This is a genomic window from Paenochrobactrum glaciei (assembly GCF_039522165.1).
Taxonomy (GTDB): Bacteria; Pseudomonadota; Alphaproteobacteria; order Rhizobiales; family Rhizobiaceae; genus Paenochrobactrum; species Paenochrobactrum glaciei.
Genome location: NZ_BAAADE010000003.1, coordinates 158361 through 175025 on the forward strand (window position 1 = coordinate 158361; position 16665 = coordinate 175025).

The 16665-nt window shown below is 50.1% G+C and carries 15 protein-coding genes; 8 read left to right on the plus strand and 7 right to left on the minus strand.

What is annotated here, in order from left to right; genetic code table 11:
- Nucleotides 1-234 precede the first annotated feature (234 nt).
- Together ABDZ76_RS10310 and ABDZ76_RS10315 are read left to right on the plus strand one after the other, a co-directional pair.
- Nucleotides 235-792, plus strand: coding sequence for an invasion associated locus B family protein (locus ABDZ76_RS10310; protein WP_343805087.1), 558 nt, complete (start codon nucleotides 235-237; stop codon nucleotides 790-792).
- A 19-nt stretch (nucleotides 793-811) separates the two neighbouring features.
- Complete coding sequence (locus tag ABDZ76_RS10315; protein ID WP_343805089.1) at nucleotides 812-1270, plus strand: GFA family protein; 459 nt, start codon at nucleotides 812-814, stop codon at nucleotides 1268-1270.
- Between the two features lie 61 nt (nucleotides 1271-1331).
- Here the strand turns inward: ABDZ76_RS10315 and ABDZ76_RS10320 are convergent, their stop codons facing one another.
- From ABDZ76_RS10320 to ABDZ76_RS10345, 6 genes are read right to left on the minus strand one after another with little or no spacing between them, the layout of a single operon-like run.
- Complete coding sequence (locus ABDZ76_RS10320) at nucleotides 1332-3200, minus strand: CocE/NonD family hydrolase (RefSeq protein ID WP_343805091.1); 1869 nt, start codon at nucleotides 3198-3200, stop codon at nucleotides 1332-1334.
- The gene (locus ABDZ76_RS10325; RefSeq protein ID WP_343805093.1) at nucleotides 3197-4780 is read right to left on the minus strand and encodes an ABC transporter substrate-binding protein; all 1584 of its coding nucleotides are present in this window, start codon (nucleotides 4778-4780) and stop codon (nucleotides 3197-3199) included. The genes ABDZ76_RS10320 and ABDZ76_RS10325 overlap by 4 nt, the downstream gene beginning before the upstream one ends.
- Nucleotides 4777-5823 carry an ABC transporter ATP-binding protein gene (locus tag ABDZ76_RS10330; RefSeq protein WP_343805095.1) on the minus strand — a complete coding sequence of 349 codons (1047 nt, stop codon included), beginning with the start codon at nucleotides 5821-5823 and terminating at the stop codon, nucleotides 4777-4779. The genes ABDZ76_RS10325 and ABDZ76_RS10330 overlap by 4 nt, the downstream gene beginning before the upstream one ends.
- Nucleotides 5820-6830 (minus strand): ABC transporter ATP-binding protein, encoded by a 1011-nt coding sequence (locus ABDZ76_RS10335; RefSeq protein WP_343805097.1) that lies wholly within the window; start codon nucleotides 6828-6830, stop codon nucleotides 5820-5822. Before ABDZ76_RS10335 ends, ABDZ76_RS10330 begins: the two co-directional genes overlap by 4 nt.
- Nucleotides 6827-7726: an ABC transporter permease gene (locus tag ABDZ76_RS10340; RefSeq protein WP_343805099.1), complete on the minus strand. Its 900-nt coding sequence runs from the start codon at nucleotides 7724-7726 to the stop codon at nucleotides 6827-6829. Before ABDZ76_RS10340 ends, ABDZ76_RS10335 begins: the two co-directional genes overlap by 4 nt.
- Nucleotides 7726-8694, minus strand: a complete 969-nt coding sequence (locus tag ABDZ76_RS10345) for an ABC transporter permease (RefSeq protein WP_343805101.1) — start codon at nucleotides 8692-8694, stop codon at nucleotides 7726-7728. The genes ABDZ76_RS10340 and ABDZ76_RS10345 overlap by 1 nt, the downstream gene beginning before the upstream one ends.
- Before the next feature lie 170 nt (nucleotides 8695-8864).
- On the opposite strand from ABDZ76_RS10345, the gene ABDZ76_RS10350 reads away from it, so the two are divergent.
- A complete protein-coding gene (locus ABDZ76_RS10350; RefSeq protein ID WP_343805103.1) occupies nucleotides 8865-9773 on the plus strand; it encodes a LysR family transcriptional regulator in 909 nt (302 codons plus the stop codon).
- Nucleotides 9774-9828: 55 nt separating this feature from the next.
- On the opposite strand, the gene ABDZ76_RS10355 is transcribed toward ABDZ76_RS10350, so the two are convergent.
- Nucleotides 9829-11307: an aldehyde dehydrogenase family protein gene (locus tag ABDZ76_RS10355; protein ID WP_343805105.1), complete on the minus strand. Its 1479-nt coding sequence runs from the start codon at nucleotides 11305-11307 to the stop codon at nucleotides 9829-9831.
- A 104-nt stretch (nucleotides 11308-11411) separates the two neighbouring features.
- Between ABDZ76_RS10355 and ABDZ76_RS10360 the strand changes: the two genes are divergently transcribed.
- From ABDZ76_RS10360 to ABDZ76_RS10380, 5 genes are all read left to right on the plus strand, one after another.
- A complete protein-coding gene (locus tag ABDZ76_RS10360; RefSeq protein WP_343805106.1) occupies nucleotides 11412-12200 on the plus strand; it encodes an SDR family oxidoreductase in 789 nt (262 codons plus the stop codon).
- A 13-nt stretch (nucleotides 12201-12213) separates the two neighbouring features.
- The gene (locus ABDZ76_RS10365) at nucleotides 12214-13863 is read left to right on the plus strand and encodes a thiamine pyrophosphate-binding protein (RefSeq protein ID WP_343805107.1); all 1650 of its coding nucleotides are present in this window, start codon (nucleotides 12214-12216) and stop codon (nucleotides 13861-13863) included.
- A gap of 92 nt (nucleotides 13864-13955) precedes the next feature.
- Nucleotides 13956-14288 (plus strand): cupin domain-containing protein, encoded by a 333-nt coding sequence (locus tag ABDZ76_RS10370; RefSeq protein ID WP_343805109.1) that lies wholly within the window; start codon nucleotides 13956-13958, stop codon nucleotides 14286-14288.
- A gap of 76 nt (nucleotides 14289-14364) precedes the next feature.
- Nucleotides 14365-15045 carry a GntR family transcriptional regulator gene (locus ABDZ76_RS10375; RefSeq protein ID WP_343805110.1) on the plus strand — a complete coding sequence of 227 codons (681 nt, stop codon included), beginning with the start codon at nucleotides 14365-14367 and terminating at the stop codon, nucleotides 15043-15045.
- Between the two features lie 172 nt (nucleotides 15046-15217).
- Nucleotides 15218-16396, plus strand: a complete 1179-nt coding sequence (locus ABDZ76_RS10380) for a diaminopropionate ammonia-lyase (protein ID WP_343805111.1) — start codon at nucleotides 15218-15220, stop codon at nucleotides 16394-16396.
- Nucleotides 16397-16665: the final 269 nt, after the last annotated feature.

The window sequence follows — 16665 nt, forward strand, 5'->3', positions numbered from 1 at the left end:
ATGAAACCTTCCGGTTGTTACGCAAAGAATGTGCTAATAATGCGTGCTTTGGACAATCATAGCAGCGCTTATTTCAAAATATATATAACTTATTCGAATGATATTGGTTTTTGCTTTCTTAAACTGAATGTGCATTGACAAGATGCCTGCGAACGGCAATCAATTATAGTAAAAAGGCGCATATGTTTTAATTGTGCTGATGATTTTTAATAATAGCATATACGGGATCACTTTATGTCATATTCGATCATGCCAAAATACCTGACATTGACTGCGGCTTTGTTGGTTTCTTGTGGTAGCGCGTTTTCTGCATATGCTCAGGATAAGGCGCCGCCTTTGCCTGGTGGTGCAAGTTCTTTATCTGAAACGCACGGCGACTGGGCAGTGCAATGTCGTTTGCAGGCCATAAAAGATGAAGCACCGAAGCCGCTTTGCTCCCTTTCACAGCAGCAGCAGGATAATAAAGGTTCCCGCGTTTTGGCGGTTGAATTACAGCCAACAGCGGATGGGGCGTCAGGTGCTTTGGTGATGCCTTTTGGTTTACAATTAAGCAAAGGCGTTTCTTTGCAGATTGATGAAGCCAAAGCCGGTGCAGCACAAACATTCTCAACTTGTTTGCCAGCGGGTTGTATTGTTCCGCTCAATTTTGGCGAAGCACAGCTGAAAGCTTTGAATGCCGGTAAAGCGCTTAATCTGGTTGCAGAAGCAGTCAATGGTGGCGAAGTGAAACTCAGCGTTTCATTGGACGGATTTTCGGCGGCACTCAATCGTGTCAAAGAATTGCTGAAGTAAAAAATATTGAAGTCATGGTATGAATAAAGATATTACTGAGATTTCAGGGCAATGCCACTGCGGCAGCGTTAAATTCCATGTGTGTTTATCGGATGGGTTACACACTGCCCGCCGTTGCACATGTTCTTATTGCCGTATGCGTGGAGCAATTGCAGTTTCTGCTGAATTATCTGATATTCATATTTTGGAAGGCGAAGAGAAGCTCACGCTTTATCAGTTTAACACGAAAAGCGCGAAGCATTATTTCTGCTCGGTTTGCGGAATTTATACACATCACCAGCGTCGTTCCAATCCGCATCAATATGGGGTGAATGTCGCGTGTCTTGAAGGTATCAGTCCGTTTGATTTTGATGAGGTGCCGGTTAATGATGGTGTCTCTCATCCGGCAGATGCCGTTGCGCAAGAGCCTAAAAAAGCGGTGCAATTGGCAGGGATTTTGAAGTTCATTGCAACGGATGCAACAGGGCAAAAATCTTAAAACTTTTAAAGAGAAAAAAATTATAAAAATGCCCCTGCAAAACAGGGGCATTTTTATCATATCAGAGCTTTTGCAATTTAAGTTTTGATGCACGGCCTTTGTGCATGAAAACCGTATTGACCGCTGTTTTCTTGCGATGGCTGGTGCCTTCCGGTTCGCCGGTGTTTGGGTTCACATCATATTTAGGGAAATTGGATGAGGAAATATCCAAACGGATGCGGTGGCCTTTTTTGAACATGTTGGCTGTCGCAAAAGGCGAAATGGTGATTTTAAAAACTTCACCCTTGCCAACCGGTTCCGGCTTGTCAAAACCATTGCGGTAACGCACGCGGAAAATACCGTCGGTAATATTGAGTGCGTAGCCACGCGGATAGTCTTCAGATGGCGGATAAACATCAACCAGTTTGGCGGTAAAATCCGTGTCCAATGCATCCGTTGTGACCCAAAGCTCAATCTCAACAGGGCCTGCAATGCTGGTATCTTCAGCCAGAATATCGGTTTCAAAGCTTAAAACATCATGACGCGCTGTCAGTGGCAGACCCGGACGGGTGCAGCCATAAAAGGCTTCAGATTCAACCTGATTGAAACCGCCGCCAGTGAAGATCGGTTCACCGGATGTGAGCGAGCCGCCAATGGTTGGCACCGGATTGCGCGGGTCAAAATCATAGCTGATGGCCGCTGTTTCTGCCTGCGGCGCCGATGTTTGCAGGCTCATATCTGCATGCAGATAGAGATCAAGCGGCTTTGCTTCCGGCAGCGGCCAGTCGGTGCTTTCAATCCAGCGACCACCATGGTCGAGATGTCCGGCTTCGGTTTTTTTGCCCGTACCTGTCCCCATCAGGAACAAATGAACACGTCCGGCCTGTTTTGGGTCGGCTTCATCTTTTAGATAATGCGCGAACCATTTTTCACGATAGGTCAGCCAATCTTCGTCGATCTGACCGTCAAAAACTGCCTGTGCGCCAAAATCCACATCGCCAAAAACCTGTCTTGAACGATTGCCATGGGTCCAAGGCCCCATGATGAGGCTCAACGGGCGTTCGGAATCGCCTTTCAGTGCGGTGAAGTTTTCAAGTGTTGTGGTGACATAGGCGTCATACCAGCTCGACATGAAAATGGTCGGCACTTTCGGGAAAGTGTCGTAATAACCGGCGGCATAAATGCCGACTTTTTTCCAAAAATCATTGAAAGTGCCGTTTTGCCACTGCTCAATGAGATAATCTTCATATTCTGCGTTCCAGCGCACCGGTGAACGGCCTTTTGTCCACGGCATCTGGGCAAACCAGTCATGCAGGCTTTCATCGGCCACAGCCGCCGCAGTGCGATCATCGGTTGCTTCTTGCGCACGGTGATAGGCCCATGTGGCCTGTTTCAATTCAAATGCGCCGCCCTGACGGATGCCGCAGGTATAAGCATTGGAAAAACCACCTGAATCAATGGACATGGCAGCAAGTCCGGGAGGATTAAGACATGCCATCGCCATTTGGGTATGCGCATTATAGGAAAGGCCTTGCGTGCCGATACGCCCGTTCATCCACGGTTGCGCTGCAATCCACTCCATCGTGTCGAAGCCATCTTCGCCCTCGGACAGATATTTGGTGAAATGGCCTTCGCTTTCATAGCGGCCGCGGCAATCCTGCCAAACGGCAATATAACCAAGGCGCACCATATGGATTGCCAGATCCTGACGCGACATGGGGGTTGGCTTTTTCACCGACAATTCTGTGCGTGGCGTGCCCGCTTTATCATAAGGCGTGCGTTCCAAAATAACCGGCAAAGGCGTTTCCACCGGTTTACCGTCCTTGGCAGGACGGTAAATATCAGTTGCCAGATGAACGCCGTCACGCATCGCAATCATTACGTTGCGATGCACGATGACATCGTCGGCGACCAAAGTCGCCGACGTCAATTCATTAGGTGTAAAGGTCATTTTTGCTTCCGCACATCCTGTGCAATGGTTCGTTCGGACAAGTTGGGGGTGAAATCGAGGCCGTCACGCGATGCCCAGTAAATTTTCTGGAAGTAGAGCGGCACAATGGCCTGATCTTCCATGGCAATTTTGGTGGCATCTTCCAGTTTTTTCATGCGGGTTTCATGGTCAAATTCTTCCATGGCTGAGTTCAGCATCGCATCAAATTCGGCATTGGAATAACGCATACGGTTAAAGCCGCCGGTGCCGGCATCTTTGCGATAGGTCTGCAAAAGCGAACGCAGACTGCCTTCTGAGTTTGGTGTGGAAGCACCGAGCGAGAAGATATAAGCGCCATATTCGCCCTTGGTGGCTGCTGCTGCATAGACGTTATATGGTTGTGTCTGCACGCCGTTGACCTTCAAACCGCCACGCGCCAACATCTGACCCATAGCCTGTGCAATGTCACCGTCCCCCGGAAAACGGTTGTTGGAGGAATAAAGCGTAATGCCGAAACCTTCAGGGAAACCGGCTTCAGTCAGAAGCTTTTTGGCTTCATCGGCATCCGGCTTGGTTGGTTGCAAGTCTTTGACATAACCACCCAAAACGGACGGGACGATCTGTGCAGAGGCAACGCCGGAACCGTTCAAAATACGATCAACCATCAGGTTACGGTCGATCATATTTGAAATCGCTTTACGCACGCGTGCATCGCGGAACGGGTTTGGCTCAATTGGTTTGCCGCCAGCATCGACGACACCCGGTGCTGTGTCATCACGCATGCTGAGGGCAAGATAAACCAGACGACCGGATTCAATCGGGTAAACTTTGATGCTTTTTTCGCCTTCCAGACGGGCAACATCGGCAGGGGAGACGGCGTCGATCAGATCAACGGAGCCGGAAAGAAGAGCGGCAGTGCGTGCAGCATCATTGGCGATAAAGCGGAATTCAACATTGTCGTAATCCGGCTTTTCGCCCCAATAGCCGTCATAAGCGACGAGCTTCAAAGATTCCGCCGGTTTCCATTCAACAAATTTGTAAGGGCCGGTGCCGATGGCTGCTTTGCCGGAGTTGAAGTCTTCAAGGCTTGCATTTTCTGCGGCTTTTTTAGAAACGAGGAAAACGCGGCCGATCTGTTCCATCAATGCCGGATTAGGGCGTTTGGTGGTTACGCGGATGGTGTGGTCGTCAATCTTTTCAGTTTTGGCAACCGTGCTGACCATATCCGTAAATGGTGCCGGACTATTTGGCACTTTATCGGTGCGCTCAATCGAGAAAACCACATCATCAGCGGTAAAAGGCGAGCCATCATGGAAGGTTACATCTTTGCGTAAAGAAATTTCCCATGTCAGCGGATCGATATTTTTCCACTCAGTGGCCAGATGCGGATGCATTTGCAGATTGGCATCGGTAAACAACAATGTTTCAAACATGTTGTCAGCGGTCATCTGATTGTTGCCGGTGCGCGAAAATTGCGGGTCAATCGCTGATGGTTCGTTGGCGCGGCCGATAACCACATTATCAGCGAAAGCTGAAAGCGATGTGGTGGCCAGCATTGCAGCTGCAAAAGCAGCGGTTGTTACAGATTTCAAAAACGTCATGACAGGTTCTCCCTTTTATGCCCCGTATTGTCGAAGAGTGGTCTTTGTTCGAGATCGTTTAAGTGACAAGCACTTTGGTGCCCGTTTTCCAGATTGCGCAAAACCGGCCGTTCATTACGGCAGCGGTCCATTGCATAAGGGCAACGCGGATGGAAATGGCAGCCTGCCGGCGGGTTCATCGGTGAAGGAATTTCACCTTTTACCGGACTGAACGCGCGGTGGCGGCGGTCAATGCGCGGCACTTCTGCCAGCAAGGCTGCGGTATAGGGATGGTTGGGATTTTCAAAAATTGTCTCGGCAGTACCTGCCTCGACAATGCGTCCCAGATACATAATCACCACACGATCAGCGATGTGGTTCACAACGCTTAAATCATGGCTGATGAAGAGATAGGTGAGATCAAAGCTTTTGCGCAGATCCATAAACAGGTTGATCACCTGCGCCTGAATGGAAATATCAAGCGCTGCGATACTTTCATCGCAGATCAGAAATTCCGGTTTAACCGCCAAAGCGCGGGCAATACCGATACGCTGGCGCTGCCCACCGGAAAACTGGTGCGAATAGCGGTTGGCCATCGACGGATCAAGACCGACAGTTTCCAGAAGCTCGGTGACGAGTTTTTCTTTTTCGCTGCGTTTAATCAGACCATGGGCGACTGGCGCTTCACCGATAATATCAACCACGCGCTTGCGCGGATTAAGCGATGACATCGGATCCTGAAAGATGATCTGCGTGTTCAAACGGGCATTTTTTGCCGCCTTGCCGCGCAGTTTGTTGCGCTCTTCGCCTTTGATAAACACTTCGCCTTCAGTTGCAGGCAGCATTCCGGCAATAACACGGCCAAGGGTGGATTTTCCGCAGCCGGATTCACCCACTAAACCAACCACTTCACCTTTGCGGATTTGCAGATCAACACCATCCAGCGCATGCACCATTCGCGGCTCGGATTGAGCGCCGAGTTTGGCGGCGATTTTTTCGGCAAAGTCAGGCTCAGTGAAAAAGCGTTTGGAGACATTTTTGGCTTCAGCAAAAATTTCACTCATAGCGTTTGCTCCCCTGCAACAGGTGAAGGCGGATGGAAACAACGCCAGCGATGGCTATGCTCGCCAAATGTTTCCGCAGGTTCTGAAAGACAGGCATCATTTGCAAAATCGCAGCGTGTGCGGAACGCACAACCTTCAGGGCGCTTGAGCGGATGGGGAGCGGCACCGCGAATTTGGGTAAGCCGCGCGCCACGTTCATTGGCCGCTGGTGCTGAGCCAATAAGCCCTGCCGTATAAGGATGTTTCGGGCGGTCCAGCACATCATCAACCAAGCCTTGCTCAACGATGCGTCCGGCATACATAACCGCCACACGGTCGGCGAGCCCTGCAACAACGCCCAGATCATGGCTGATCCAAATCAGCCCCATGCCCAGCTCACGGCAAAGGGTTTGCACTTCTGATAAGATCTGGCTTTGAATGGTCACATCCAAAGCGGTTGTCGGTTCATCGGCGATGATCAGGTCAGGTTTGTGCAAAAGCGCAATCGCTATAGCAACGCGCTGGCGCATACCGCCGGAAAACTCATGCGGATAGCTTTCAATGCGCAACTCAGGCTGCGAAATCCCCACCATACTAAGTGCTTCAATCGAGCGGCATAATGCCTCCTGACGACTGACATTGTCATGGGCAAGCACGGTTTCAATCATATGGGTTTTGACCGATAAAACCGGATTAAGGGTCATCATCGGGTCTTGGAAGATCATCGCAATGCGATTTCCGCGCAAATGCTGCAATTGCTTAGGCGAAGCATTGAGCAGTTCCTCACCCTTGAAAAGAATGGAACCGCCAACATTACGCCCCGGCTTATCCACCAGTCCGATGATCGAAAAGCCGGTGATGGATTTACCTGAGCCGGATTCACCGACAAGCCCTAAAATTTCGCCACGGTGCACCGTCAGACTGACACCATCAACAGATTTAACCACGCCCGCTGGTGTGAAAAAATGCGTTTGCAGATCACGGACATCGAGGACGATTTCGCCGTTCAAATTTTGCGCTTCCGTCATTGTGCCAACCTCGGATTGAGAACCTCACGCAGACGGTCGCCTACGATATTGATGGAAAAAACCAGTGTGAGCAGCAACAGGCCGGGGAAAACGCTGATCCAATAAAGACCGGCGAGAAGTACCTGATAACCGTTGGAAATGAGCAAGCCGAGAGAAGGTTCGGTGATCGGCAAGCCGATGCCTAAAAAGCTGAGTGTTGCCTCGGCGGCAATAGCGCTGGCAATCTGGATCGTGCCGATAACAATGAGCGGCGGCATGCAGTTTGGCAGTAAATGCGCAAACAGAATGCGAGCCTTTCCAAGCCCCAAACAGCGTGCAGCCTCGACATAATCTTTATTGACTTCGACAAGCGCTGCGGCGCGGGCGGCACGGGCGAAATAAGCCCATTGCACAAAAACCAGCGCCATGATGACTTTCCATGTGCCTTGTCCAAGTACGGCCAAAATCAGCAAAGCCACCAGAATGGTCGGGAAACCGAGCATCAGATCGACAAAACGCATGATAAATGCATCGAGACGGCCACCGCTATAAGCAGCCAGAAGACCAAGTGCCGAGCCGATAAAAAGTGCAAGCAAACCGGCGGTCAGGCCAACGCTCAAACTGGTGCGAAGCCCGTAAAGCATGGCGGAAAGCATGTCGCGGCCTTGGCCATCGGTGCCAAGCCAATAGATCATGCCATTATAGCTTTCTGACATTGGCGGCAGCTTGGCATCAAAAATGTCGATTTGCATCAAATCATAAGGGTTTTGCGGCGCAAGAAATGGCGCAAAAACCGCACAGAAAATCAGAATAATACAGATGATCAGTGCAAGCGTGGCTTTAATGCTGCCGAAAATGCCGGTGATGGCAGTGGTGACAAGGCCGTCACCGAAGACGGAGTGAACAAGACGGAGCATTAGCGTTTACTCCTGATGCGTGGATCGAGGAGCGAATATAAAATGTCGACGACCAGATTAATGATGATGAACATGGAAACGACGACCAGAATATAAGCAACGACAATTGGCCGGTCGAGAATATTGATACTGTCGATGATCAGCTTGCCGACGCCCGGCCATGCGAAGATGGTTTCGGTAACAACGGCAAAGGCAATGAGCGAGCCGAACTCGATGCCGATCACGGTGATGATCGGGATAAGAATGTTTTTCAAAACATGCACGCTGATGATGCGAAAAGGCGAAAGACCACGTGCGCGGGCAAATTTAACAAAATCCAGTGGCATGGTTTCCTGCACGCCGGTGCGGGTGAGGCGGATCACCAGCGAGATTTTGGCCAAGGACAAATTGATGGCAGGCAAAATCAAATGTTTGATGCCGTCCCATGTCGCGAGACTGGTTTCAATGCCTAAAATAGTACCGGTCTGGCCGCGCCCGGTGGACGGCAACCAGCCAAGATAAACCGAAAAAATCATGATCAGCATCATGCCTTGCCAGAAATTGGGCAGGCTGAAACCGAGGATAGAGCCTGTCATGATGGTTTCATCAGTTGCGGTGCCGCTTTTAAGACCGGAGAGCAGACCCAGCGGAATACCGATCAGGAGCGCCATAATCAGCGCACAAAATGCCAGTTCCAATGTGGCGGGCAAGCGTTGCAAAATAACGCTGACAGAGGGCTGGTTATAAACAAATGATGTGCCGAGATCGCCATGCAGGGCATTCCATAAGAAATGGCCGTATTGAATGATCAAAGGCTTATCTAGACCTAAAGATTGTGTGACCTGTGCGCGTTCTGCCATGGTGGCATCAGCGGGGAGTAAAATCTCCAGCGGGTCGCCGATTGCGTAAACACCGGCAAAGACAATCACAGATGTAATAAATAAAACGATCAGTGCCTGAAAAAGGCGGCGAATAACAAACGCCGTCATTGTGTATATGCCTGATCAAAATTGGCTGATAAAACTTCCACCCATCCACCTCCAGTTTGGAATTAGAATAATTTGACACAATGATAAAACACTTGCAATATTATGATATAAACGCGAATATGCATGCGTAAAGCGCATAGATATTGACATGAGTTTTAAGTTGGCTGCTGATGAAATTTAAAGATCTGGAAGCCTATCGTGCCGTTATGAGCACCGGCTCGACGCAGGCCGCGTCGGAACTTTTGGGCATTTCGCAATCGGCTATCAGCCGTCGGATTACGCAATTGGAAGAAGATCTGGAAATAGATCTTTTTGTGCGTGAAGGTGCGCGGCTGGTGCCCTCACGCATCAATCATCTGCTGGAAACTTATGTGTCTGATGTGATGGAGCGCATCCATATTCTCAATGAGGCCGCACAGAAAATCCGCTCTGGTCGCTACTCCAATGCCCTGTTGCGGGTGGCCGTGCCGCCGGGTCTTTGCCGCCGTATCCTGCCTGAAATCATTGCGGATTTTCTAAAAGTCCATCCTGATGTGCGCTTTGAGATTTTGCATGGCACTTATGATGTGATCCAGCGTTTTATGGAAGAAAAAACCGCCGATATTGGTTTCATGCGGCTGCCTGCCATTGAGCAGGGCTTTGTGCGTTCCGAAACGGTTTTGGGGCATTCGGTTTGCGTTATGGCGAAAAATCACAGGCTGACAAAGCTGAAGGTGATACGGCCTGAAGATTTACGCGATGAGCCGCTGGTGCTTCTTGGCTGGCGCCGCGCACCGCGTCATGATCTGGAATTGGCTTTTTCAGCTCATGGGATTAAACCGCATGTGCGGTTGGAGGCGCATTCGGTGAGTTCCGCATGCGGTTTTTCGGCACAAGGCATTGGTGTTTCCATTGTTAACTCATTGCTTGTACAAGATTGTCTTGATTTGGATATTGAGGTGCGCAGTTTTCTCCCTGATATCCCGCATCATTTTGCGTTTATTTATCCGGAGCGCCCGAGCATTTCGGAAATTGGTGCGGAATTTGTTGAGTTTACTACTGAACGACTACAAAAAATAGCGGACCGTTTATCTGTTTAAAATAAAAGCTCCGGCCACAATGACCGGAGCTTTTTTATTGCAAGGATGCTGCGCGTTAACGAAGCGGATGGTGGATGCAGATATTTTTGATCTGTTGATATGCACCAAGAGCTTCCAAGCCTTTTTCACGGCCAAAGCCTGAAAGCTTATAGCCGCCGAACGGAAACTCCACATCAAGCCCGACACCAAAAGAATTGACCCACACCTGACCTGCGCGCAGATGTTGACCAACGCCCAAAGCGCGGTTGATATTGGTCGTGTGTACACCTGCCACCAAGCCAAAATCTGAATCATTGGCAATGCGGATGGCTTCTTCTTCCGTATCAAACGGAATAACCGTCAAAATAGGGCCAAAAATTTCTTCACGCGCAATGCGCGTCAAATTGCTGGCACCCACAACCAAAGCAGGGCGCACGAATGCACCATCACTTAATTCAGGCGCTTTTGGCAGGTCTGCACCCCACAAAATTTCCCCGTCTTTGGCCGCTACATCATAATAGCTGGCGATGGAATCGCGGTGTGACTGGTTAATCACCGGCCCCATATCCGGATCATCAACCGCGCTGCCGATATTCATCGCGCGGATATGTGCGTGGAGTTTTTCTACGACACGATCATGCGCCGAGCGTTCAACCAGCAACCGTGTGCCCGCATTACAGACCTGACCGGCATGGGTGAGAAAACCACCTGCAACAAGTGGAATGGCTTTATCCAGATCCGCATCACCAAAGAGAATTTGCGGTGATTTTCCGCCCAGTTCCATATTGCAAGGAATAGCGTGTGAGGCGGCTGCTTTCAGCACGCGCTCACCCGTTGGCACTGAACCTGTAAAGGTGATCTGGTCAATGCCTTTATGGCTGGCCAATGCGTCACCAATCAGCGAGCCGCGACCATTGATGAGGTTAACCTGACCGTCGGGCAGGCCTGCTTCCTGACAGATTTTGACAAATTCATAGGCTGATAAAGGCGTTTCCGTTGCAGGTTTGATAATAACCGAGCAACCGGCGGTGAGAGCAGGGGCAACACCACGGGCAATCAACTGAAACGGATAGTTCCAAGGGATGATGTGGAGCGACACGCCGATAGCATCTTTGACTGTCCAGTCAGACCAGTCCGGCCCCAACGGAATGGATGAGCCATGCTGTTTGTCGGCAACGCCTGCATAATATTCAAAGAAACGTGCGGCACAGTCGACTTCCCAATAGGCATCGCGCAAAGGTTTGCCGCTGTCTTGGGCTTCCAGCTTGGCGATTGCGTCGCGGCGCTCAAGAATCAGCTCGCCGATTTTATGTAAGATACGGCCGCGCTCAAACGGGCGTAATTTAGCCCATGGCCCTTGATCGAAAGCCTTGCGGGCGGCTTCCACCGCAGCATTTACTTCATTTTCACCGGCGCGGACAAAACGGCCGATGACTTTTCCGGTCGAAGGATCGCGGCTTTCCCCGACACCATCGGAACCCTCATGAATTTCTTTGCCACCAATTAATAACGGAATATCGCGCAATTCAAACTCCTCCAGTTTGTTTATGTGCATGATTGATACACGATAAACCAATATGTATACAAATTATAAAATATTGTCGACATTTAATCTGCACATGTGTATGTGTCATGTTAGACAACTCTGGGAGGTGGAGAATGGAACTGGGACTTCAGGGCAAACGCGCTCTGATAACAGCAGCATCACGCGGTCTTGGCCGCGCCGCTGCCATTGCTTTGGCGCGTGAGGGGGCGTCATTGGCTGTTGCAGGACGCAATCTGGCGGCTATGCAAAGTTTTGTTGACGAGCTGAAAGCCGCAGGCGCGGCACAGGCTGTCGCGGTGGAAATTGATTTATCCAAGCGCGAAACTTTGCAAAGCGGTGTTCACTCAGCAGTTGACGCGCTTGGCGGCATTGATATTTTTGTGGCGAATACAGGCGGGCCGGAATCGGCACCTTTTTTAGGTGTGAACCGTGAAGGCTGGGAAGACGCGCTCAATGAAAGCCTGCTTCCTATGGTCGATCTTTGCCATGAAATTTTGCCCCACATGCAAAAGAGCCAATTTGGGCGCATCATTTTTGTCACCACTGTGGGCGTGAAAATCGTTCAGCCGAATATGGTTCTGTCAGACTCTATCCGTCTGGCGGTGGTTGGCATGGCCAAATCTTTGTCGATCGAATTTGCGCATGAAGGCATTACCGTCAACTGCCTCTGTCCGGGGCCTTTTGCCACCGATCGGATGGAATATCTGGTGACATCCAGCATGGAGCGTGACGCGCTCAGCCGGACTGAGGCTGAGAAATTATGGCTTGGTGAAGTGCCGGTGGGCAAATTCGGCGATCCGGAAGATTTCGGCGCGATGGTTGCTTTCCTGTCTTCAAAACGGGGCGGGTTTATTACCGGCACGGCCATTGCACTCGATGGCGGAAAATCACGCGCATATTAAGGGAGAGAGAATAATGCTGAATAAGCAGATACAGCTTGATGGTGGTGGCGCTATCGTTAAATGGCTTCACGGTGCCGGTGTTAAGAATATTTTCTCCGTTTCGGGCGGGCCGATTAATCCGGTTTATCGGGCATGTGCCAAAACCGGCGTGCAACTGGTGCATGCGCGCCATGAAGCTGCCGCTTGTTATATGGCGGAGGCTAATGCCCGTGTGAATGGTGATGTCGGTGTTGCGATGGTAACGCTTGGGCCCGGTGTAACCAATACGGTGACCCCTGCGATTGTTTCCAATCTTGGCGGTACACCACTTTTGATTATCGGTGCGCAATCAGCAACAACCAGTGCTGATAAAGGTGCGGGCATGACCTTTAATGTGCTGCCTGCCATGCAGGCGGTGACAAAATGGGCAGCACGTTGCACGGAAGCCAAACGCTTGCCGGAATATCTGGATATGGCATGGCGTCATATTTGGGCTGGCCGTCCGGGGCCGGTGTTTCTGGAAGTGCCGACCGATATTTTGCATCAGCTGATTGATGCAGATCCGGCAACAATTGCTACACAGCCGCCGGTTAAACCGGGGCGTCCGGGGAATTGCGCTGGTGATATCGCAGCTTTTGCCAAAATATTCAGTGCTGCCAAGCGCCCTGTTTTGATCCTTGGGGATGATGTTTTCTTCAATCCGAGCGAACGCTTGCAGGAAGCAATTGAAAAACATCAGTTACCGTTTTTCACCATGCGTCTGGCGCGCGGCGCGGTGGATGAAAATCATGCCCTATGGGCAGGCCCTGCCTATACGCCTTGCAACAGCGCCATACGTCAGGCGCTCGCCGCCTCGGATTGCGTTATTCTGGTTGGCCATCATTTCGAGTTTGATCTCGAATTTGGTTCCGGTGTCGGCAAAGATACGAAAATCATTCAGGTCGCGGGCGATCAGACTATTTTGCATCGCAACCGTCGTGCAGATGTGGCGATCAATGCCTCAGCCTATCACTTCCTTTATGCCTTGGCAGAAGCGCAAACAGGTGCCTTTGATGCCGGTTGGCGTGATGCATTGATTGCTAAATGGAACGATGAACATCAAGCGCAGGCCGGTGAAGATAATGCGCAAGGGCTGCATCCGATCAATGCGATTGATGCTGTCACATCAGCTGCACCTGATAATACGATTTACACATCCTCCCATGGCAATGTGGATTTTTGGGCGGATGCACGTTTGAAAGTGAAAGCGCCGGGGCGTTATTTGCGTGCTGGTCAATCGGGCACATTGGGTGCGGAAGTGCCTTATGGCGCTGGTGCTAATTTTGCTGATCCGCAAGCGCCGTCGATTGTTTTTGTCGGTGATGGCGGTGTTGGTTTCCATGTGACGGAACTTGATACGGCAGAGCGCTATGGCCGCGCTTTTATCATTGTTGTTCTGGATGATGAATCCTGGGCAGCTATCGCTCTCCCGCAGGAAATGTCTTACGGCGAGACCTATGAAATGGCACTGCCGAGACGTGACTGGGCAAAACTGGCGGAAGCTTTGGGCGGTAAAGGCTATCACGCTAAAACCAGAGAAGAGATTGGCGAGGCGGTGAAACAGGCAATCGCCAGTGGCAAACCTGCGGTCATTCAGGTGCCGGTGCGCAGCGTCATCAGCCCGTACATGGAATATATTTCTTAATCTAAAGTCTGAGCTGTGCTGTGTTTTCTTTGAAAATGCAGCGCAGTTTGAACCTTGCCGATTATGACATGACTGATAAACTGGAGGGATAAATGAAAATCTGGAAAGATGGCGACAAGCATGGCATTACGCCGCCTAATCATTTTGGCGGTTTGAACGTATTGGACATTGTGCCTTTTGCGGGTTCCAATTTTTGCATACAGGTTTCAAAAGCGCCAAAAGGGGGCGGAGGGGAGCTGCATCATCATGACGACGTGTCGCAAGTCTTTTATATTGCGTCGGGTGCTTTAACCTTCGATACAGGTAAAGAGCGTTTTACTTTAACCCAAGGTCAGGCAGTTCTGTTCGAGCCGTTTGATCCGCATTATACCATTAATGAACAAGATGAAGAATGCGTCAGCATTGTCATCACAGTCAAACAATAACAATATTTTCGTCGGAACATGAACGCCGGTTCTGATTTCCTGACACGAGAACCGATAAAGCGCAGATGGCAAAAGAATGAACGTAACTTTGGATCAGACCTCTTCACCAGCCAATTTAGTCCAGATTTTGGAAGACGACATTTTAAGTGGTCGTCTGCATCCGGGCACGAGGCTTGATGAGCAGGCACTGGCTAAAAGGTTCGAGGTTTCACGCACACCTGTGCGTGAGGCACTGCGCCATCTGGCTTCCAGCGGTTTGGTGGAAATCAAGCGCAATCAGGGTGCAACCGTGATGGAACTGACAACGCGCAGCGTTGTTGAAATGTTTCAGGTGCTTGCGGAAATGGAAGGTTTGGCTGCCCGTTTATGTGCTCGCCGGATGACAAGAGCTGACATTGAAGCTCTGCGCGTGGAAAATGATATTTGCCGTGCAAAGGCCGGTGAGGATGATCAAACCGGTTTTATTCTGGCTAATAATGCTTTTCACGATGTTATCTGGCGCTGTTCACAGAACCATTTTCTCTATCAGGAAGCGTTCAAACTGGGTAAACGCCTTAACCCTTACCGTCGTTATGTGACCCATCCGAGACGAATGCAGGAAAGCTGTGATGATCACGCCCGTTTGCTGCAAGCCATTGAAAATGGCGATGGCGAACTGGCTGACCGTTTAATGCGCGAGCATGTGGAGCTGATTGCCGGCGGTGCAGCAGATGTTGTGGTGGCACTTGAAAGCAGTGTTTTAAGCAGCACTGACTAAAGCGCCTCACATGCCAGCATGAACGGGGTCATGCGATCTTTGTCTCAGGGTAAGCGGCACAGTGGTTTTTCGATGATGAAAAGCCGCTCTTGTTCCGGTGCAAATTATTGTCCGACTTTTATCAAGCCGGCTTAAGGCCGGATGGCATCTATTCGCATGGGAGTGAAGCGAAATGACGGATATTCGTCTGGTCGAAAATAAATCGGTACAAAAAGGTCAAAAACTTGATCATGGACAGTCGCTGATCGCCGGTATTGCCGGTGTTGAAGAGGTGAAATCCTTTTTAAGTGCATTTCCTGACTATCAGCCGACACCTTTGGTAGAACTGAAAAATCAGGCACAAAGCCTCGGCCTTGATACAGTTTTCTTTAAAGATGAAGGCGGACGTTACGGCCTTTCCAGCTTTAAGGCGCTTGGTGGGGCTTATGCGGTTGCGCGGGTTGTGCATGCTTATGTGGAAGAAAAGCTTGGCCGCAAAATTGCGCCGTCTGAACTCACCAGCGATGAATGTAAAAAAGTGGCGAGCGAATTGACAATTTGTTGCGCGACTGATGGCAATCACGGTCGCTCGGTGGCATCCGGTGCGCAGAAATATGGCTGTCGCTGTGTGATTTTCCTGCATGAAAATGTAACGCAAGGCCGTGAGGATGCGATTGCCCGTTTTGGCGCGGAAATCATCCGCACCAAAGGCAATTATGACGACTCCGTTGCTGCATCTTTCCAAATGGCAGAAGAAAACGGCTGGACGGTTATCTCTGATTTCTCCCGTGCCGGTTACACGGAAATTCCGGGTCTTGTTATGCAAGGCTATACGCTGATGCTCAATGAAATCTGGGAACAGTCGGTCAAAGACTATAGCCATATTTTCATTCAGGCAGGTGTTGGCGGTCTGGCAGCGGTGGTTGCTGGTTTCTATCTCGACAAAATGGGCGATAAACGACCAAAATTAATTGTCGTCGAGCCGCTGCGCGCCAATTGTCTGCAACGCAGTGCCGAGGCTGGTCATTCGCTTGCGATGGAACCGGGTGAAGAAACCATTATGGCGATGCTTGAATGTTATGAACCATCACTTTCGGCATGGGAAGTGTTGGAAAAAGCGGCGGATTATTATCTGGCCGTTGAAGAGGATATGGCGGTTAAGGCGCTTAAACAGCTGGCGCATCCGGTTGGTGATGATAAGTCGCTTAAAATTGGTGAATCCGGTGCATCGGGACTGGCTGGTCTTTTAACTGCTGCGGCTGATCCGGCAATCATGGCCAAGCTTGGCTTGAAAAGTGATTCCCGCGTGTTGCTGATCGGCACAGAAGGCGCGACTGACGAAGCACTTTATCAGCGCTTGCTTGCCAGCTGATGCTGGTAAAATTTTAGGCAAAACTTCGGACGGCAGCAGTGCCGTCCGGAATTATGCGATAAAAATTTATAACAAAATTTATACAGTCGTTTCTGAATGCGATTGAAGCGTACTTTGGCCGGTTCCAATATAAAAACAGGTCAGCATTACTTACCCATTGAAAAAATTGAATAATCTTCAACTTTTATGTCATGTTAGAATAAGGTTGGAATAAAATATTCAATTTAAACGAACGAAAATTTCGTTTTGTGCCTTTTCAGGCGTGTAAT